An 18,877-nucleotide genomic window follows, 5' to 3' on the forward strand; every position below is an offset into this window, starting at 1 on the left:
CACCTCGCCGGTCACCCGTGGATCGCCGTCTGCGCTTCCGGCGCGCCCCTCGATGCGGGCTCGGGCTGCGCCAGCCGCTCCTGGAGCAGCGCGTGCCGGAACTGGTAGAGCGGTCCCACCTGGCGAAGCACGCCGAGTTTGTGCGCGTCCTGGAGGAACGTCATGAGCCGCAGCGGGGTCCACCCCCGGTACGCCAGCCACAGCCGCGCGACCACGAGCTGGGACCACGCGCTGGTGGTATACACCATCAGCCCGAGGCCGGCCGCCCCGAGCAGCAGCCCGACCGCCGCGCCGAGCAGCCCCTCCAGCGGTGGGCTCAGCTGGACGATGAGCCCGTACTGCTCGGCGCCGACGACGCCGCCCAGGAACCCGCCGACCAGTGCGCCGGCAGCCCCGCCCAACGCGGTCCCGTACAGCACGGTGCTGCGATCACTGTGCAACACGTTGCTGGGACTGGCCGGTTCCTTCGGCTCGGTCGGCTCCGTGAACCGGCGCACCAACCCGAAGACCAGCCCGAAGAACAGGCCGATCAGCACGCCGTACCCGACGCTGAACAGCAGACCGACGATGAGCCCGCCGACCAGAGCGCCGATGATGCCGAAACCGAGGTCACGCACCAGCAACGTCGGCGCCAGCTCCGCACGACGAAGGAACCGGGGTACGAACCGGCGTGGCCTCCTGGCTCGCAGCCTGCCCAGCGCCAGCACGGCGAAGAAGCCGACCAGCAGGCCGAAGGTCACACCGAGGTAGGGCCGACCGAACAATCCGAACATCACCCAGCCCAGCAGGCCGCAACTCAGGGGGCCCACCGTCAGCCGCACGGCCTCGTGGACCGCCCGGGGCACCGCGCCAGGCAGCTGCCACCAGGCGAGGTCGCGGGTCCCCAGGGTCTGCAGGTGTGCGGCCAGGAACGCCAGAGCCCGCTGCGCGACGACCGGATCCCACCGACGGGAGACCCGGGTCGGACTGGGCACTCCCCGGTGTGGGCGGGTGCGGAACGCGCTGGGGATGAACCGATCGAGGAGGTACTCCTCGACGTCGTGCTGTCGGGGGAACCGACGCCTGTCGAGCAGTTCCCGGGGTGACACCTCCTCGGCCTCGTAGACGGTGCGGGCGAGCGCGAGCATCAGCGGGTTGGTCAGCGTCTGCGCCAGCTCGTCCGACGAGTGTTCGACGAGGTCCGCCAGGACCGGCTCCCACTCCTCCAGCCGGGTGTCCGCGGCGGCGTCGAGCAGGAAGGTCGCCGCTGCCTGCGGCTCCAGCGGTTGCAGGCGGACGACGAGCACGCCGACGAGGAGGTTCTGCGCGTTGGCCGCCTGGAACTCCTCCGTACGGCAGGTCAACACGAAAGGCCGGTCGGCTGACCAGTCGTCATCGAGCGCACGTAGCGCGACGGGCCGTAGCTCGGCCGGCATCTCGTCCAGCCCGTCCAGGATCGGCAGCACCAGGCGCTGGGTGACGATCTCCCGGCAGGCAGTGGCGCCGAACCGCGCCTCGTTGCCCAGGAACGGGTAGTCCTCCAGCAGCCGGCGGACCAGCCAGTCGTCGAGGTTCTCGTCCGGGTCCCAGGACGCGATCTGCAACGGCACCGGCAGTCGTCCGGACGCCTCCCGCAGCAGATCCAGTGTGAGGATGACGCACAGACCCGTCTTGCCCGACCCGGGTTCGCCGATGACGACCAGCGGGCGGGGCTGCCCGACGAACTCGTCGATCAATCGAGGTAGCTGACCGGCCGGCGGGAACCGCAGCCGGTCGTTCGGCCGGTCCACCACCTCCCAGCGGACCGGCATCTGGCGTGCCTCCTGAAGCTGCCGCCGGCGCGCCTCCTCGTCCCACTGGTTGCGCACCTCGACGGCCAGCACCTGCACGGCGTCGTCGATCTGCTGCTGGGTGCTCTGCCGACCCCGCGCCAACCAGCTCAACGGGCCAACCCTCATCACCGGCAACAGTGCGACCAGGGTGGACACGATCGTCAACACGGTGGTGAGGTCGGAACTGCCGAACCGTATCCACGCACCCGCGATGATGGCGGCCAGCGCGAACCAGAGGAGCAGGGGATAGGCGGTCCTACGTCGCCACATGTTCGCCATCGGCTCCCCGCTCGTCCTTCCGTCCGCACCGCCCCGACGCGCGCGAGTACTCACAGGACACACGAAGCGTGCCATGTTGGGCGCAACGGGTAAAGAGTCGACCCGGCCAGGCTGAAGCTCACCAGCCAGGCGGCGAGATCGACGGGAGCTCACGCCGACCGGATCGGATGCGTCCCATCGACGCCTCGACGCTCGTCGTAATCGGGAACGCGTCATCGCGGCCGCGCTCCGGCCCTGAGGGGTTGGTCCGTAGCGAGTTTCGCATCAGCCATCGGTTAGGGCTTGACCTAAGTGACGTGCGCGGGGATAGTTAGGCACATGCCTAAGCATGTGGGGGAGGGGAGCGGCTCAACCGACGCCGCCCTGGACAGCGTGTTCCACGCACTGTCCGACCCCACCCGCCGCCAGGTCGTCGAGCGGCTCGGTCAGGGGCCGGCCACCACGAGCGACCTGGCTCGCCCGTTCGACATGGCGCTGCCGTCGTTCACCCAGCACCTGCACGTTCTCGAGCGCTCCGGGCTGGTGACGTCGGAGAAGAAGGGGCGGGTGCGCACCTATCGGCTCGCGACCCAGCCGCTCGAACGCGTCGACACCTGGCTCGCCGTCCAGCGCGCGCGATGGACCCGGCGCCTCGACCAACTCGATGCGCTTCTCTACGACCTCAAGGAGCAACAGCGATGACCACCTACACCGCCAACCCCGCACTCGACCTCGTCCTGGAGCGCACCGTCGACGTGGCGCCCGAGCAGGTCTGGCGTGCCTGGACGACTCCCGAGCTGCTCATGCAGTGGTTCGCACCGAAGCCCTGGTCGACGACGGCCTGCGAGATCGACCTGCAGCCCGGGGGCCGGTTCGACACCACCATGCGCTCGCCCGAGGGCGAGGAGTACCCGAGCAGCGGCTGCATCCTGGTGGCCGAGGAGGGCAGGACCCTGGTCTTCACCTCCGGCCTGGGCCCCGGTTTCCGTCCGCAGGTCTCCGAGGACGGCTTCCCGTTCACCGCGGTGATCAAAATCGAGCCGCATGGCGACGGCACGAAGTACACCGCCATCGCGATCCACGCCGACGCTTCGGCGAAGAAGTCGCACGAGGAGATGGGCTTCCACGAGGGCTGGGGCGCGGCGCTGGACCAGCTTGTCGAGGTCATGAAGGCCGGCTGACCGGCGTACCCGTACGGCCGAACGGCCGCGTGGCGCAGGGCGTCTGATCGCCGGACGGCGCTGGGCGAAAGAATTTCGGCGGAAGCGTCGAAGAAGCTGCTGCCGGCTTCGACCCTGGGGTGAGGGCCGGGCACGCCGGTCCCACCGGCGGGCTGACCCAGACCAAGGGAGCGGATCGATGACGAAGGTGACGACCGGGGCGACGATGTCGTTGGATGGCTACATCGCGGACGCGTCCCACGGTGGCTTCGAGTACCTCTTCCAGTGGTACACCAACGGCGACGTCGAGACGCCGACGGCCAATCCCGACATGACCCTGCGTACCTCCGCCGCGAGCGCGCGGCACCTGCGCGACCTGAACGGGCGGACCGGTGCGCTGGTCGTCGGCCGGCGGCTCTTCGACATGACCAACGGATGGGGCGGCCGGCATCCGATGGACGTGCCCGTCGTGGTGGTCACGCACAGCGTGCCGGACGGTTGGGCGCCGGAGAACGACTCGTTCGTCTTCGTCACCGACGGCATCGAGAGAGCCATCGACCGGGCGAAGGCGCTCGCCGGCGACAAGGAGGTCGGCGTCAACGGCGGCACGATCGCGACGCAGGTCATCCAGGCCGGTCTGCTCGACGAGGTGCACGTCGACCTCGTCCCGGTCCTGCTCGGAGAAGGCATCCCGCTCTTCGCCGACCTGAAGATCGCGCCGCTCCAGCTGGACGGGCCCGTCAGCGTCGTCGAGGGCGACGGGGTCACCCACCTGGCCTACCGGGTACGCGCGGGGGCCTGACCACCCCGGGAGCCGGCCGATCCGGGTCGGCTCCCGGTCCGTCCGCCCCGCGTGGGCCCTCGCGACCCGTCGGCGTGTGGTCGACTGTCCGGCATGGAGCCTTCCGGATTTCTCGACTGCCTCGCGGACGACTTCGCCCGGCTGCGCGCGGTCGCCCCGACCGACCTCACCGCGGCGGTGCCCAGCTGCCCCGGTTGGAGTGTCGCCGACCTGACCCGTCACGTCGGCGAGGTCTATCTGCACAAGACCCTGGCGATCCGTGACGGCGCCGAGCCCGAGCCCTGGCCGCCGGCAGAGCTGGCGACAGAGGAGCCGCTGGCACTGCTCGACCGGGCGTACGCCGGGCTGCTGGCCGAGTTCGCGGCCCACGACCCGGAGGACGCGGCGGGCTCCTGGTACGCGCCGGGCCAGACTGTGGGTTTCTGGATGCGGCGGATGGCGCAGGAGACCGTCATCCACCGCATCGACGCCGAGCTGGGCGTCGGTGCGCCGGTCGCGCCCGTTCCGGATGACCTCGCCGTCGACGGCGTCGACGAGCTGCTCAAGGTGTTCGTGGAGTATGCGGTGGCCCAGTGGGCCGACTACTTCACGGAGATCCTGGCCGGCTCGCCGGGCTGGACGTACACCTTGCGTACCGACGGCGCGGCGTGGTCGGTGCGTACCGGGCCGGGGGTGTTCCGCGTGACCGACGGCGCGGCCGACGCCGCCGACGTGACCGTCACCGGCCCGCCGGCGGCGATGCTGCGCTGGGTGTGGGGCCGGGAGCTGGCCGGTGAGCCGAGCGGCGTCACGATCGAGGGTCCGGCCGGGGCGGTGACGCAGTTGCGCCGCTGCATCGTGACGGCGACACAGTGAGTTGTCCCTACGGCTCTGCGCCGTCACCACCATAGAATCGACGACATTCACTGCCGCAGGCCGGCGGTGTGACGGGTGGCCAGCGCGGAGGGCGGTGCGGGAGATGGGACCGGACGAGCGGGAACGGCTGTTCGAGCGGGCGCGGGAGCACTCGACGCGGCAGGGCACCTGGGCGGAGGCGGACCGGCTCTGGGTGCGGGTGATCGACGCTTACCGGCAGGCCGCGCAGGGCTCGGGCCGGGTGAGCCGTCGCGACCAGCAGCAGTTGGCCCGGGCGCTGTGGCGGCGCGGGATGCTGCTGTCGGCGCTGGGCCGGGCCGCCGACGGGATGGCGCCCGGCGGTGAGGCGGTCGCCCTCTTCGAGCGGGTGCACGACGCGGTGGCGGCCGAGGGTGGCGATGTGGCCGCTCCGGCGTGGGACGAGGCGCTCGCGGAGCTGATCACCGCGCTGGTGGACCTGGCGGAGGTCGCGTTCGCCGCCGGTCAGCCCGTCACCCGGCTGGAGCTGGTGGAGCGGGCCGTGGCCGTGGGTCTGCTCACCGTCGCATCCCCGCCGTCCGCCGGGCCCCGGACCAGGGAGGCGATGGGCACCGCCTATCACAACCAGGCCGTCGCGTTGCTGCACCGGTCCGTCACGCGACCCGCCTCGGACGACTCCAACCGGGAGGCGGCGCTGGCCGCGTCCCGGGCCTGCGAGCTGCGCCAGGGGCTGCTCGATCCGCTGCGTCCGCTGAGTCTGTGGGAGATGGCCAACACCTACGGGGTGTACGCGCAGTGCCTGGCGCTGATCCGGGACTTCGACCGCGCCGGGATGGTGCTGGGGCTCGGCAATCGGCTGGTGGAGCTGCTGGGGCCGGCCGGCGCGCAGCCCGCGCAGGCCCTACGTGTGGCGACCGAAATGGTGGCCCGGGAGAAGTCGGCGTCGGGCGTGCCCGGCTCGCGCCGCTGGGGGTGGCGGCGGCACTGACCTCCCGGCCAGCGGGAATCCGCTCGCCCCACCTTGCCGCACATAGCTGTTGATCGATACTGTGCGCCCAGGCGCCGCCCCGCCTCAGGCCATCACAGTCGATCGACCGAAGCGGGTTCAGCATGCGCACTCTGAGACTTGTCACGGCCCTGGCCATCGCCGGCCTGCTCGCCGGTGCGGTGGCGATCGCCGCCACACCGGCCAGCGCGGCGACCGCCCTGTTCTCCGTGACGAACAACTGGGGCAGCGGCTATCAGGGCCAGGTCACCGTCACCAACAACACCTCCGCACAGATCACCAGCTGGCGGGTCGAGTTCGACCTGCCGTCCGGCTCGAGCATCAGTCAGTCGTGGAACGCGCAGCAGGCCAGCGTCGGCAGCCGTCACACGTTCACCAACCTCTCCTGGAACGGGACCCTCGCCGCCGGTGCCTCGACCTCGTTCGGCTTCCTCGTCGCCGGCTCCGGCACCCCGGCCAACTGCACGGTGAACGGCGCGTCCTGCGCGGGCGGGCCGCCCCCGACGCCCACTCCGACCACCCCGACGCCCACCCCGACCGATCCGCCGCCGACCTCGGGCACCCCGGTCGAGCGGTACGGCCAGCTGCGGGTCTGCGGTACCGGGATGTGCGACAGGAACGGCGCGCGGGTGCAGCTGCGCGGCATCAGCAGCATGTGGCTCAACTGGGAGAGCGCCCCCTACGCCGAGAACCTCTCCGCGCTGACCTGGATGCGCGACAACTGGAACCTCCAGGTGATCCGCGCGGCGATGGGCGTGGAGCCGGCGGGTGCGTACCTGAGCGACCCGGTCAAGGCGCGTTCGCAGGTCGAGACCATCATCAACAACGCGGTCAGCGCCGGGGTGTACGTGATCGTCGACTGGCACGCCCACGAGGCGCAGCACAATCAATCCGAGGCGGTGGCGTTCTTCGCCGACCTGGCGCGCCGCTACGGCAACCTGCCCAACGTCATCTGGGAGCCCTGGAACGAGCCGCTCCAGGTGAGCTGGACGGGCGTCATCAAGCCATACCACCAGGCGGTGGTGTCCGCCATCCGCGCCGTCGACCCGGACAACATCGTCGTGCTGGGCACCCCGACGTGGTCGCAGGACGTGGACGCGGCAGCGGCCAGCCCGGTCGCCGGCACCAACCTGATGTACACGCTGCACTTCTACTCGTGCACGCACGGCGCGTCGCTGCGCGCGAAGGGCGACGCGGCCATCCGGGCCGGCCTGGCGCTGTTCGCCACCGAGTGGGGTGCCAGCCACGCCGACGGCGGCCTCGACGGCCGGGCCTGCCTGCCCGAGGCGCAGACCTGGGTCGACTGGATGAAGGCGAACGGGATCTCCTGGACCGCGTGGAAGCTCGACGTCGGCACCGACACCACCAACCTGCTCAGCCCGGGCGCGCCGGTGACCGGCGGGTGGAACAACTACCTGCACGGTCACGCGCCGTTCGTGGTCGCCAACATGCGGTGACCCCGACGGTCGGGCCCAGCTCCGGCCGGGAGCTGGGCCCGAGCGGGCGCGACCAGACCGTGATCGACTGCAGGTCGGCGATGGCGGGGTATCCGCGCGTCGGTTGGACCCTCCGACATCGCCGATCCCGTGTCGATCAGGAGCCACCCCGCCGCGGCTGGTCGCTGGCGAAATCGATCCGCATGACCACCCGCCGCAGCGTGGGGTGGCTGACCTCCGTGAACCCGGCGTCCTCGAAGATCTGCCGGACCCCGACGTGCGCCTCACCCCAGGTGATCTGCTTGCCCGCCTCGGCGAGCATCGGGTACGCCTCCAGCGACCGCGCGCCGCGCTCCCGAGCGAAGTCGATCGTGGCGCGGGCCAGGGGATAGGTGAGGCCGCGACCCCGGTAGCCCTTGCGCACCACCAGGCAGGTCACCGCCCAGACATCGCCGTCGTCCTTGTCCTCGTCGCGGCCGAGCCAGGGGACCCGTTGGTTGCGCAGCTTCGGGTACGCCGTCCTCGGCTCGACCGCGGCCCAGCCCACCGGCTGGTCGTCGAGGTACGCGACCAGCCCGCTGGTGGTCGGGGCGTCCGGCTCGCCGCAGCCGGTCTGCTCCCGGCACGACGCGACCCGCTCCTCCTGGGTGGAGGCCCGCCACAGCCAGTCCGCGACCTTGAACCACTGGCACTGGCACCGGCCCGCGTCGGCGGTGCCGAGGATGTCCTGGAGGTCGCCCCACGACGCCTCGTTGGCCGGCACGATCCGGAGGGCCGGGTCGGCGGTCGGAGCGCCGGTCAGCTCAGTCATGCCGCGTCTCCCCGGACGATCGTCGTGATTACGCCGTCCGATTCTGCCTCGTCGAGCGCCAGCGCCGCGACTGCGACCACCGCCGCCTGAGGCGTTATCCTGCGCCGGTGGACGTCACGGCGGAGGGCGAGCGGCTGGCCGACGACCTGGGCCGCTGGCTGAACGACCTGACCTTTGTCGACCTGGACACCGACGAGGTCACCGCGCGGGTGATCGACTCGGTGGTGCGGTGGGCCGAGGCCCAGGGCTGGCGGGTCTACCGGCGCGCCCCCAGCGTCCTGCCGCTGCCACCGCCACTGGAACAGCGGCTCTCGGTCCTCGACGTGGCGTGTGCCCGCCCCGACGGCCCGCCGGTGGTCGTGGAGGTCGACCACACCGATCGGGCCAGGACGGTGCATAAGCTGCGGGCGGAGGGTGACGCCGGCCGCATCCCGATCTGGGTGCGTTGGGGCGTCGGCCGTTTCACCGCGCCCCCACCGCCGGTGCGGATGGTGACCTGCGAGGTGACCCGGCGCGCCGGGCCGACGGGGCGCGGGCGGTTGCACAGCCGGACCGGCGAACGCCCCGCGCCGGCGCACTCGACCGGCGGCGGCACGGCGGACACGCAGGCGCTGCCGATCCCGTTGACCGACCCTGAACGACCGGCTTGACCGACGCGTCACGGACGCGGGTAAGGGCACCTGAAGCGAATCGTAAGCGCGTGCCGGCAGAGTTCTGGGTGTCACCGGAGAACACGACCGACAGCCAGGAGATTCCGATGCGCAAGCTCATCAACTCGACCTACGTCACCCTCGACGGCGTCATCGAGAACCCCATGTGGACCTCGCCCTACTTCGACGAGGAGGCCGCCAGCTTCGCCGGCGAGCAGACCGACGGCGCGGACGCGATGCTGATGGGCCGGGCCACCTACGACGGCATGTCCGTCGCCTGGCCGAGCATGGACGAGAACGACCCGAGCACCGGCGCCGCGTACTTCAACAACGTCAAGAAGTACGTCGCCTCGACCACCCTGACCAACCCCACCTGGAACAACACGGAGGTGCTCCAGGGCGACCTGGTCGAGGCGGTCACCAAGCTGAAGGCACAGGAGGGCAGGGACATCATCCAGTACGGCTTCGGCTCGGTCACCGCGCAGCTGATCCAGGCGGGGCTGGTGGACGAGGTCCGGTTCTGGATCCACCCGGTGCTGGAGGGCACCCCCAGCCTGACGGTGCCGCTGAAGGACTTCAAGGCGTCGTTCGATCTGGTCGACACCCGAGTGCACAAGAGCGGCGTGATCATCGCCTCGTACCGGCCGAAGACGGCCGCCTGACCACCGATCAGAGCTGAGCCCGCGCCTCGCCCGGGCTCAGCTTCGCGCCCTCGGCGACCAGCGCGTCGAAGCGTTCCCGCCCGAGCGCGGCCAGCAGCCGTTCGGTCACCCGGTCGGTGTCGTCGCGTTCGGCGGGGGCGGCCGGGGCCTGGACGGCGAGCCGGGCGGCGGCCGCGGCGCCGAGCAGCCGGGCGGCGACCTCGGGGGAGCGCACCGCCGACGCCATCCCCTCCAGGGTGCTGACCGCGTCCCGTGGAATCTCCATCGCCTCGGCGGCCTCGAACGCCTCGATGTGCAGGGCCAACGCGGTGTCCGGGTCGCCGCCCTGCTCGACCGCGTAGCCCAGCTCGACCAGGACCATTGGCAGGTAGAGAGCGGGCTGTGCCTCGCCGCGTCCCCGCTCGGCGAGGCGGGTGAGGTGGATGACGGCCACGTCGAGCTTGCCGTCGCGGCGGGCGGCCAGCCCGAGACTCATCTCCGCGAAGACCAGCGCACTGGGCATCGCCTGCTCCACCGCCAGCTGGTACGCGCGTTCGGCCAGCTCCCGGCCCTGCATGTAGTCGCGGGTCTGCACCGCGAGCCAGGCCAGCCACGACAGCTCGGTGCACACCTGCGGCCACAGCGCCAGATCCTCGGCCCAGCGCAGCCCCTCCCGGTGCAGGGCGGCCGCGCGTTCGTGCTCGCCGCGCATGTCGGCCAGCCCGCCCATCCATTCGGTCGCCTGGAGCCGGCCCCACCGGTCGCCGATGCCGGCGAACAGCGCGGCGCTGCGGGTCGCGGCGCTCTCCAGCGCGGCCTGGTCGCCGTTGGCGTGCGCGATCTTCGCCCGGGAGCTGAGCACCGCGGCCTCGGTCCACGGGTCGGCGGCGGACGCGCCGGGCAGCAGCTCCGCCGCCAGGGCCAGGTCGCTGTGTTCGATGACCGCGCTGGCCGCGAACCAGGCGGCCCGGCCGTCCGGGTCGCCGGCCAGCGCGGCGCGCACCTCAGCCGGCACGATCGGGTCGCCCTGCAACAGCGCGAAGCCGACCCGCCAGGCCGCCGCGCGGGCCTCCTGTGCCGGGTCTCCGGGCACCGCCAGCGCCTGCCGCGCCTCGGTGAGCCGGCCGCGCAGATACCAGTACCAGCTCAACGCGATCGCCAGTCGCAGCCCGCCGCCGTGGACCAGCGCAGTCCGCAGGTTCGCCGTCTCCGCGTCGAGCAGCGCCAGCCACCGCTGCTGGTCGGCGCCGCGCAACTGCGGATCGGCGCGTTCGGCCAGCTCGGTGTAGTACGCGGCGTGCCGCGCGCGTACCTCGTCGGCGTCTGCCACGCGCTCCAGGCAGAACGCGGCGACCGATTCGAGCAGCCGGTAGCGCGGCGCCACGCCGGAATCGTCCAGCACCACCAGCGACCGGTCCACCAGTCGGGCCAGCGCGTCCAGATCGGTCTGACAGACCCGCTCGGCGGCCTCCGGGGTGCAGCCGTCGCTGAACAGCGCCAGCCGGGCGAGCACCACCCGGTCGGCCTCGTCGAGCAGGTCCCAGCTCCAGCCGATCACCGCGGTCAGTGTCCGCTGCCGCGGCGGCACGTCCCGTTGCTGGGTGGTGAGCAGCCGGAACCGGTCATCCAGCCGGTCCACCACGCCACGCACACCGAGCGCGCGGACCCGGGTCGCCGCCAACCCCAGCGCCAGCGGCAGGCCGTCGAGGCGGCGGCAGAGCTGAGCCACCACGGGAGCGGTCCGGCCGTCGAGTCGGAAACCCCGCTGCTGCGCGGCGGCGCGGGCGGCGAACAAACGGGCCGCCGCCGAGCGCCGGACCGCGTCCAGGTCACCGTCCTCCGGCACGGACAGTGGGGGTACCTCCCAGAGCACCTCCCCGGTCAGGCCGAGCGGCTCCCGGCTGGTGGCCAGCAGGCTCACCCCGGGCGCGTCCCGCAGCAGCCGGGCCACCACCTCGGCGACGGGCTCGATCACGTGCTCGCAGTTGTCCAGGACGAGCAGCAGCTGTCGGTGCCGCAGCGCGGCGGTGAGCCGGTCGGCGGGGGACAGGCTCGTACCGGCGGTCTCGCGGGTGTCCAGCGCGCCGAGCACCTGTTCGGCGACGCGCGGGTCACCGGGCGGCAGCGCGGCCAGCTCGACCAGGTGGACACCGTCCGGAAGGAACTGCGTGCGGGCGGTCTCGGTGGCCAGCCGGGTCTTGCCGACGCCGCCCGGCCCGACCAGCGTGACCAGCCGCTGCCGCGGCAGCAGGGCCCGCAGCTCGGACAGCGCCTCGGACCGCCCGACCAGCTCGTCCAGCTGCGCCGGCAAGCTGTTGCGGATGATCGCGGCCTTCGGCGGCGCGCTCAGGCCGGCGTCCTGTTCGAGGATCCTGCGGTGCAGGGCGACCAGCTCCGGCCCGGGGTCGAGGCCCAGCTCGTCGGCGAGCCGGTCGCGCAGCTCCGCGTAGCTGTCCAGCGCCTCGGACTGGCGGCCGGCCGCGTACAGGGCGCGTAGCTGCACCGCCCGCAGGCCCTCGCGTAACGGGTGCCGGGCAACCAGCTCCGCCAGCTCGGCGGCGACCAGGTCGTGCTCGCCCCGGGCCACCCGAGCCTCGGCCAGCCGCTCGTGCACGGTGAGGCGCTGCTCGGCGAGCCGGGTCGCCTCCGCGCGGACGAACTCCGCGTCGGCCACGTCGGCGTACGCCTCGCCGCGCCACAGCGCGAGGGCCTCGGTCAGCCGCTCGACGTCCGTGCACCGGGCCAGCTCGGCGAACCGGTCGGCGTCGATCGCGCCGGCCCGCAGCAGGTACCCGGGCGGCCGGGACTCGATCATCTCGCGGGCGCCCGGCTCGGCATCGTTGAGCGCCTTGCGCAACTGCGACACCCGCACCTGGAGGGCGCCAGCGGGATTGGCGGGTGCGTCGTCGCCCCACAGGTCGTCGATGAGGCGGTCCGCCGAGACCACCTGGTTGCGGTTGGTCAGCAGGTCGGCCAGCAGCGCCCGCACCTTGGTGCCGGGCACCACCACCGGCTCGCCGGCGTCCGTGCTGACGGCGAGCGGTCCGAGCACCCCGAACTGCACGGCGGTCATCCTAGGGCAAGCCCTTCCCCGGGTAAGGCGACCTGAAGCCGGCTGTAAGCGCCCCGGCGCACGGTGTGGCCATGGACATCCACCACGAAGAGCACGGCAGCGGCGAGGGCCGCCCGCTGGTGCTGATCCACGGCGCGCTCTCCGGCATCGGCACCTCGTTCGGCACGATCCTGCCGCTCCTGGCGAAGACCCGGCGGGTGATCGCGGTCGAGTTGCAGGCACACGGTCACACGCCGGATCTCGACCGTCCGCTGACCGTGGAGCACTTCGCCGCCGACGTGGTCGAGCTGCTCGACCGGCTCGGCGTCGCGCGCGCGGACGTGTTCGGCTGGAGCATGGGCGCGGCCGTGGCCCTGCGCCTGGGCACCGACCACGCCGCCCGGGTCGGCCGGCTGGTGCTCGCCTCGGTGAGCTTCGACGACGCGGGTCTGCATCCCGGGCTGCTCGACGGGATCCAGGATCTGCGACCGGGAGCACCTGCACGGCTCGGAGTTCCACGAGGAGTACCTGCGGACCAGCCTGACCCGGCGGGCTGGGCCAGTCTGGTCACCAAGATGAAGGTGCTGGACGCGAACCTGCCGCAGTGGACCCCGGCGCAGATCACCGCGCTGGCCGCGCCGACCATGATCGTGCTGGCCGACGCGGACATCGTCCAGCCTGAGCACGCGGTGCGGATGTTCCGGCTGCTCGGCGGCGCGGTGTCCGGCGACCTGACCGGTCTGCCGGCCTGCCGGCTGGCCATCCTGCCCGGCACCACCCGCATCGGTACTGCCCCTGCACCGTCCGTTCGCACCCGGCTCGCACCGAAGCTCGCCGTCCGCGGTCATGGCGTGCGGCCGATTTACCAGGTAGAAACATGTCAACCCTTCGCTTCGGTCCGATCCCGCGCGAAGGCGTCAGAGAGCGCTCTCACGCCCCAGCTGCGCCGGGAGTACGTCCGGCCAGCGGAGAGGACGAACCGCATGACAACCCAACCCCGACGGGTGCGCCGGAGAACCGGTCGTACCCTCTTCCTCGCACTGGTGCTGACCACCGTCGTCACGGCGACCAGCACGGCCGCCACCGCCGGCCGGCCGACGCACGGCGCCCCGGACTTCGGGCCCAACGTCACCATCTTCGACCCGAGCATGCCGGTCACCGAGATCCAGCAGACGCTGGACGCGGCGCACGCCCGGCAGGTCGACAACGAGATGGGCACCGCGCGGCACGCCTACCTGTTCAAGCCGGGCACGTACGGGACGACCGAGCAGCCGTTGCAGGCCAAGGTCGGCTACTACACCGAGGTCTCCGGCCTGGGTGCCTCGCCCACCGACGTCACCGTCAACGGCAAGATCGAGGCGTACAACCGCTGCCTCGCCGACGGCGGCACCGGCAACTGCCTCGCGCTGGTCAACTTCTGGCGCACCCTGTCGAACCTCTCGCTCACCATCAACGCCGCCGGCCAGGACGGCTGCCGGTCCTCGGCGAACTTCTGGGCGGTGTCCCAGGCGGTGTCCATGCGCCGCCTGAACATCAGCGGCGGCGGGCTGTCGCTGATGGACTACTGCACCGCGGGCCCGCAGTACGCCAGCGGCGGCTTCATCGCCGATTCGCGGCTGCCGGCCACCACCAACGGGTCGCAGCAACAGTGGCTGACCCGCAACAGCGAGGTCGGTAGCTGGTCCAACGCGGTGTGGAACCAGGTCTTCGCGGGGGTCGAGGGCGCGCCGGACGACGCCTCCTTCCCTGACCCGCCCTACACGACGCTGGAGACCACCCCGCTGAGCCGGGAGAAGCCGTACCTCTTCGTTGACGGCGAGGGCCGTTACAACGTCCGGGTGCCCGCCGCGCAGCGGGACAGCCGGGGCGTCTCCTGGGCCGAGGGCATGACGCCGGGGCGGACGATACCGATCCGCGACTTCTTCATCGCCAAGCCGTCCGACCCGGTGCACGTCATCAACAGCCAGCTCGCGCGCGGCAAGCACCTGCTGCTCACCCCGGGCACGTACGACATCGCGCGCAGCATCGAGGTACGGCGTGCCAACACCGTGGTGCTCGGCATCGGCCACGCCACCCTCACCGCGGTGAACGGCGCCATCCCGCTGGACGTCGCCGGCGTCCCCGGTGTCGTCGTCGCCGGCGTCACGATCGACGCCGGTCGGGTCGAGTCACCGGTCCTGCTGCGGGTGGGTCGGCAGCACGGCCGCAACGTCAGCAGCGCGGCCAACCCGACCACGCTGTCCGACGTGTACTTCCGGGTCGGCGGCCCGCACATCGGCCGGACGAACACGGCGCTGGAGGTCAACAGCGACAACGTGCTCATCGACCACACCTGGGTGTGGCGCGGCGATCACGGCGTCGAGGGCTTCACGGAGGGCGTCAACGGCGACACGGATCGCTGGCGGACCAACACCGGCCGCTACGGCGCCGTCATCAACGGCGACCATGTGACCGCGACCGGCCTGTTCGTCGAGCATTTCCAGCGGTACAACACCGTCTGGAACGGCGAGCACGGCACGACGATCCTCTACCAGAACGAGCTGCCGTACGACCCGCCGACGCAGGCGGATTGGATGCACGGTGGCGTCGAGGGCTGGGCCGGCTACAAGGTCGGCGACCGGGTGCGGCACCACACCCTGTACGGCGGCGGTGTCTACGTCTTCAACCAGAACAATCCGTCGATCCACACCGAGAACGGCTTCGAGGTCCCGGTCACCCCGGGCGTACGGCTGCACCACATCATGACCGTCAACCTCAGCGCCGGCACGATCGACCACGTGGTCAACGGCGTCGGCGACGCGGCCGACATGACCAAGGTCGGCGCGCCGGTCTACCTCACGCAGTATCCGACTCCGTAGGGGATCCCGGGCATCGAACGGGGGCCGGAGCCGGCGCGGCTCCGGCCCCCGTTCGCGCGGCCTTCGGCGTGCGAAGCACTCGCATACTTCCGATCCGTTGGCTAACAATTTCATCGATCAGTTTAACTCTTGCGTGGTGGCGATCGGTACTGCCACGATGACCGTCAATGCCTTCCGTCCCGAAGGAGTGGTCGTCATGGCGGTCTCCCGCCGCAGGTTCGTCACATCGGTGATGGCGGGGTCCGCCCTCGCCGCCGCCTCCACCACCGAACTGCTCACCACCCTGAGCGGCCCGGCCCGCGCAGCCAGTCCTCCCGGGGACGTGGTCGGCAAGGTGACGGTCGGCTACCAGGGCTGGTTCAGCTGCCCCGGCGACTCCGCGCCAATCGGCGGCTGGTGGCACTGGAGCCGCGACCGGTTCCAGCCGCCCTCGCCCAGCAACACCACCATCGTGTCCTGGCCGGACATGCGCGAATACACCCGCAGCTACCCCACCGCCTACCCCAACCTCGGCAACGGCTCGCCGGCCACCCTCTTCTCCTCGTACGACCAGCAGACCGTGGACACCCACTTCCGGTGGATGCAGGAGTACGGCTGCGACACCGCCGCGTTGCAGCGGTTCAACCCGATGGGCGACGAGGGGCCGACCCGCGACGCGATGACGCAGAAGGTGCGCTCCGCCGCCGAGCGCCACGGCCGCAAGTTCTACATCATGTACGACGTCACCGACTGGTTGAACATGCAGTCGGAGATCAAGACCGACTGGACGACGAAGATGTCCGCGCACACCGCGTCCAGCGCGTACGCCCGACAGAACGGCAAGCCGGTCGTCTGCATCTGGGGCTTCGGCTTCAGCGAGCCCAGCCGGCCCTTCACCCCGGGACCCTGCCTGGAGGTCGTCAACTGGTTCAAGGCGCAGGGCTGCTACGTCATCGGTGGCGTGCCCACCTGGTGGCGGCAGGGGATCGAGGACTCCCGCCCCGGCTTCCTCGACGTCTACCACGCGTTCAACATGATCTCGCCGTGGATGGTCTACCGGACCACCACCCTGGAGGGGCTCGACTCGTACTACAACAACGTCAACATCCCCGACATGGCCGACTGTGTGGCGCGGGGCATCGACTACCAGCCCTGCGTGATGCCCGGTGACCTCGCCGGGGGGCATCGCCGGCACGGCGACTTCTACTGGCGGCACATCTACAACATGGTCCGGCTCGGCTCCCAGGGCCTGTACGTGTCCATGTTCGACGAGTACAACGAGGGCAACCAGATCGCCAAGACGTCCGAGACCCAGGCCACCACCCCGGCCGGCGCGAACATCCGTGCCCTGGACGAGGACGGCGTGGCCTGCTCCTCGGACTACTACCTGCGGATCACCGCCGACGGTGGGCGGATGCTCAAGGGGCAGCTCGCACTCACCCCGGTGCGCCCCACGCAGCCGATGCTCGACGGGCCGCCGCCGACCGGCGGAAACCTGGCCGCCGGTCGTCCCACCTCGGCGAGCAGCCAGAACGGTCCGTTCCCGGCGTCGAACGCGGTGGACGCCAACGCCTCCAGCTACTGGGAGAGTGGCAGCGGCGCCTTCCCGCAGTGGTGGCAGGTCGACCTCGGCGCCAGTCACCAGGTCGATCGGCTCGTGGTGCGGCTGCCCGCCGGCTGGGGGGCGCGTACCCAGACCATCACCGTGCTGGGCAGCGTCGACGGCAGCTCCTTCGGCACCATCGCCCCCGCCGCCGGCTTCACCTTCGACCCGGCGACCGGCAACACCGTCACCCGTACGTTGCCGGCCACCGCCGCCCGGTACGTCCGGCTCAGTATCGGCGGCAACACCGGGTGGCCGGCCGGCCAGCTCGCCCAGGTCGAGGTGTACGCCGCGACCGGCACGCCGGACACCCCACCGACCGCGCCGACCGGCCTCACCGTGACCGGGCGGACGGCGACCAGTGTGTCGCTGGCCTGGACGGCGGCGACCGACGACACCGGCGTGAGCGGCTATCAGGTGCGTCAGGGCGGCACGGTGGTCGCGACCGTCACGGGCACCACGGCGACCGTGAGCGGACTCAGCCCGTCCACCGGATACAGCTTCACCGTCACGGCGCGGGACACCGCGGGCAACACCTCCGCTCCGTCGAACACGGTCACGGTCACCACGGACGCGCCGGCCAACGCGGACCTCGCCCGTGGCCGACCCACCGCCGAGAGCAGCCACACCCAGAGCTACGGGTCGGGCAACGTGGTCGACGGAGACCCGAACAGCTACTGGGAGAGCGTCAACAGCGCCTTTCCACAGTGGGTGCAGGTCGACCTGGGCGCGGCACGCACGGTCGGGCGGGTGGTGCTCAAGCTGCCGCCGGCGGCGGCCTGGGCCACCCGGACGCAGACCCTCGCCGTGCAGGGCAGCACCGACGGGGCCAGCTTCGGCACGCTGGTCGCGTCGGCCGGGCGCACCTTCAACCCGGCCACCGGCAACCAGGTGACCCTCACCTTCACCGCCGCGCAGACCCGCCACCTGCGCATCACCGTCACCGGCAACACCGGCTGGCCGGCGGGGCAACTGGCGGCACTGGAGGTCTACGCGAGCTGACCACGAGTGGGCGGCCACCGGAGCGGACCGGTGGCCGCCCTCCGGTCACGATGGTTTGCGTCAGCCCGCCGGCTGCGCATCCGGCGCAGGTCGTCCGCCGGGTGGATGGTGCGCACCGGGTTGGGCACCGGCCCGCGCCGCCGCCACTCGCGCGGGTAGCCGAGGGAGACCTCCTCGAAACGCACCCCGTCGTGGAACGTCGTCCGGGGGATGTGCAGGTGCCCGTAGACCACGGTGGCCGCGCCGAAGCGCAGGTGCCAGTCCCGGGTACGCACGGTGCCGCACCACTGGGCGAACTGCGGATACCACAGGACATCGGTTGGTGCGCGTACCAGCGGATAGTGGTTGACCAGCACGGTCGGCAGGGCCGGGTCGCGCTCGGCCAGCCGGCGCTCGGTCTCGGCGACCCGGGCCTCGCACCACGCCTCCCGGCTCGGGTGGGGATCGGGGTGCAGCAGGGCCTCGTCCGTGCACACCACCCCAGCCTCGTACGCCAGGTCCAACGACTGCTGTTTGGTGCTCGCCTCCGGCACCCGGAACGTGTAGTCGTACAGCACGAAGAGCGGGGCGATCGTGGCCGGACCGCCCTCGCCGTCCCACACCGGGTACGGATCCTCCGGGGTGACGACCCCCAGCCGCCGACACAGCCGCACCAGCTCTCGGTAGCGCTCCTCGCCGCGCAGCTGCACCGGGTCGTCGGGCGGTGTCCACAGCTCGTGGTTGCCGGGCGCCCAGACCACCCTCGCGAACCGGCTGCTGAGCAGCGCGAGCGCCCACTCGATGTCGGCGTACCGCTCGGCCACGTCGCCGGCCACGAGCAGCCAGTCACCGTCGTTGCCAGGGCACAGATCCCGCACGAACGAGCGGTTCTCCGGATAGCCGATGTGCAGGTCGCTGACGGCCCGCAGCCGGCGCGGAAGGCTCACACCCCGAGGCTAGGGCCTGTGTCAAAGCCCTGGCCAGCCGGTGTCGCG

The 18,877-nt window shown here is 71.7% G+C and carries 14 protein-coding genes and 1 pseudogene; 11 read left to right on the plus strand and 4 right to left on the minus strand.

The genetic code is table 11. The features are described 5' to 3' along the window. Positions 1–11: 11 nt before the first annotated feature. Positions 12–2,081: an NACHT domain-containing NTPase gene (locus KBX63_RS21255; protein ID WP_210913284.1), complete on the minus strand. Its 2,070-nt coding sequence runs from the start codon at positions 2,079–2,081 to the stop codon at positions 12–14. Between the two features lie 327 nt (positions 2,082–2,408). On the opposite strand from KBX63_RS21255, the gene KBX63_RS21260 reads away from it, so the two are divergent. From KBX63_RS21260 to KBX63_RS21285, 6 genes are all read left to right on the plus strand, one after another. Next, positions 2,409–2,771 carry a helix-turn-helix transcriptional regulator gene (locus KBX63_RS21260; protein ID WP_210913285.1) on the plus strand — a complete coding sequence of 121 codons (363 nt, stop codon included), beginning with the start codon at positions 2,409–2,411 and terminating at the stop codon, positions 2,769–2,771. Then, positions 2,768–3,250, plus strand: coding sequence for an SRPBCC family protein (locus KBX63_RS21265; RefSeq protein ID WP_210913286.1), 483 nt, complete (start codon positions 2,768–2,770; stop codon positions 3,248–3,250). Before KBX63_RS21260 ends, KBX63_RS21265 begins: the two co-directional genes overlap by 4 nt. A gap of 178 nt (positions 3,251–3,428) precedes the next feature. Then, positions 3,429–4,031: a dihydrofolate reductase family protein gene (locus KBX63_RS21270; protein WP_210913287.1), complete on the plus strand. Its 603-nt coding sequence runs from the start codon at positions 3,429–3,431 to the stop codon at positions 4,029–4,031. 93 nt (positions 4,032–4,124) lie between these two features. Continuing rightward, entirely contained in the window at positions 4,125–4,886 is a 762-nt protein-coding gene (locus KBX63_RS21275) for a maleylpyruvate isomerase family mycothiol-dependent enzyme (protein ID WP_210913288.1), read from the plus strand. Between the two features lie 103 nt (positions 4,887–4,989). After that, a complete protein-coding gene (locus KBX63_RS21280; protein WP_210913290.1) occupies positions 4,990–5,853 on the plus strand; it encodes a hypothetical protein in 864 nt (287 codons plus the stop codon). 122 nt (positions 5,854–5,975) lie between these two features. Then, positions 5,976–7,328 carry a cellulase family glycosylhydrolase gene (locus tag KBX63_RS21285; protein WP_210913292.1) on the plus strand — a complete coding sequence of 451 codons (1,353 nt, stop codon included), beginning with the start codon at positions 5,976–5,978 and terminating at the stop codon, positions 7,326–7,328. A 136-nt stretch (positions 7,329–7,464) separates the two neighbouring features. Here KBX63_RS21285 and KBX63_RS21290 read toward each other — a convergent pair whose 3' ends face one another. Beyond that, complete coding sequence (locus tag KBX63_RS21290; protein WP_210913294.1) at positions 7,465–8,118, minus strand: GNAT family N-acetyltransferase; 654 nt, start codon at positions 8,116–8,118, stop codon at positions 7,465–7,467. A 107-nt stretch (positions 8,119–8,225) separates the two neighbouring features. Between KBX63_RS21290 and KBX63_RS21295 the strand changes: the two genes are divergently transcribed. Both KBX63_RS21295 and KBX63_RS21300 read left to right on the plus strand, forming a co-directional pair. Next, positions 8,226–8,768, plus strand: a complete 543-nt coding sequence (locus KBX63_RS21295) for a hypothetical protein (RefSeq protein ID WP_307871782.1) — start codon at positions 8,226–8,228, stop codon at positions 8,766–8,768. A gap of 50 nt (positions 8,769–8,818) precedes the next feature. Next, positions 8,819–9,430, plus strand: coding sequence for a dihydrofolate reductase family protein (locus tag KBX63_RS21300; RefSeq protein ID WP_307871783.1), 612 nt, complete (start codon positions 8,819–8,821; stop codon positions 9,428–9,430). Between the two features lie 7 nt (positions 9,431–9,437). Here the strand turns inward: KBX63_RS21300 and KBX63_RS21305 are convergent, their stop codons facing one another. Then, positions 9,438–12,473, minus strand: a complete 3,036-nt coding sequence (locus tag KBX63_RS21305; RefSeq protein ID WP_210913296.1) for a BTAD domain-containing putative transcriptional regulator — start codon at positions 12,471–12,473, stop codon at positions 9,438–9,440. A gap of 80 nt (positions 12,474–12,553) precedes the next feature. Here KBX63_RS21305 and KBX63_RS36780 point away from each other — a divergent pair. The 3 genes and pseudogenes from KBX63_RS36780 to KBX63_RS21315 all read left to right on the plus strand — a co-directional run. Then, positions 12,554–12,880: pseudogene (locus KBX63_RS36780) on the plus strand (alpha/beta fold hydrolase); the annotation flags it as partial. 564 nt (positions 12,881–13,444) lie between these two features. Beyond that, a complete protein-coding gene (locus KBX63_RS21310) occupies positions 13,445–15,319 on the plus strand; it encodes an adenylyl cyclase (protein ID WP_247662817.1) in 1,875 nt (624 codons plus the stop codon). A 196-nt stretch (positions 15,320–15,515) separates the two neighbouring features. After that, positions 15,516–17,903: a discoidin domain-containing protein gene (locus KBX63_RS21315; RefSeq protein WP_210913300.1), complete on the plus strand. Its 2,388-nt coding sequence runs from the start codon at positions 15,516–15,518 to the stop codon at positions 17,901–17,903. On the opposite strand, the gene KBX63_RS21320 is transcribed toward KBX63_RS21315, so the two are convergent. Beyond that, positions 17,891–18,829 (minus strand): metallophosphoesterase, encoded by a 939-nt coding sequence (locus KBX63_RS21320; protein ID WP_210913303.1) that lies wholly within the window; start codon positions 18,827–18,829, stop codon positions 17,891–17,893. The two genes, KBX63_RS21315 and KBX63_RS21320, sit on opposite strands and share 13 nt — an antisense overlap. Positions 18,830–18,877 lie beyond the last annotated feature (48 nt).

The organism is Micromonospora sp. U21 (genome assembly GCF_018070045.1).
Classification (GTDB): Bacteria; Actinomycetota; Actinomycetes; order Mycobacteriales; family Micromonosporaceae; genus Micromonospora.

Coding starts and splice junctions, on each gene's coding strand:
- KBX63_RS21310 (WP_247662817.1), top strand. CDS start 13,445: ATGACAACCCAACCCCGACGGGTGCGCCGGAGAACCGGTCGTACCCTC.
- KBX63_RS21260 (WP_210913285.1), top strand. CDS start 2,409: ATGCCTAAGCATGTGGGGGAGGGGAGCGGCTCAACCGACGCCGCCCTG.
- KBX63_RS21270 (WP_210913287.1), top strand. CDS start 3,429: ATGACGAAGGTGACGACCGGGGCGACGATGTCGTTGGATGGCTACATC.
- KBX63_RS21315 (WP_210913300.1), top strand. CDS start 15,516: ATGGCGGTCTCCCGCCGCAGGTTCGTCACATCGGTGATGGCGGGGTCC.
- KBX63_RS21285 (WP_210913292.1), top strand. CDS start 5,976: ATGCGCACTCTGAGACTTGTCACGGCCCTGGCCATCGCCGGCCTGCTC.
- KBX63_RS21290 (WP_210913294.1), bottom strand. CDS start 8,118: ATGACTGAGCTGACCGGCGCTCCGACCGCCGACCCGGCCCTCCGGATC.
- KBX63_RS21255 (WP_210913284.1), bottom strand. CDS start 2,081: ATGTGGCGACGTAGGACCGCCTATCCCCTGCTCCTCTGGTTCGCGCTG.
- KBX63_RS21275 (WP_210913288.1), top strand. CDS start 4,125: ATGGAGCCTTCCGGATTTCTCGACTGCCTCGCGGACGACTTCGCCCGG.
- KBX63_RS21265 (WP_210913286.1), top strand. CDS start 2,768: ATGACCACCTACACCGCCAACCCCGCACTCGACCTCGTCCTGGAGCGC.
- KBX63_RS21280 (WP_210913290.1), top strand. CDS start 4,990: ATGGGACCGGACGAGCGGGAACGGCTGTTCGAGCGGGCGCGGGAGCAC.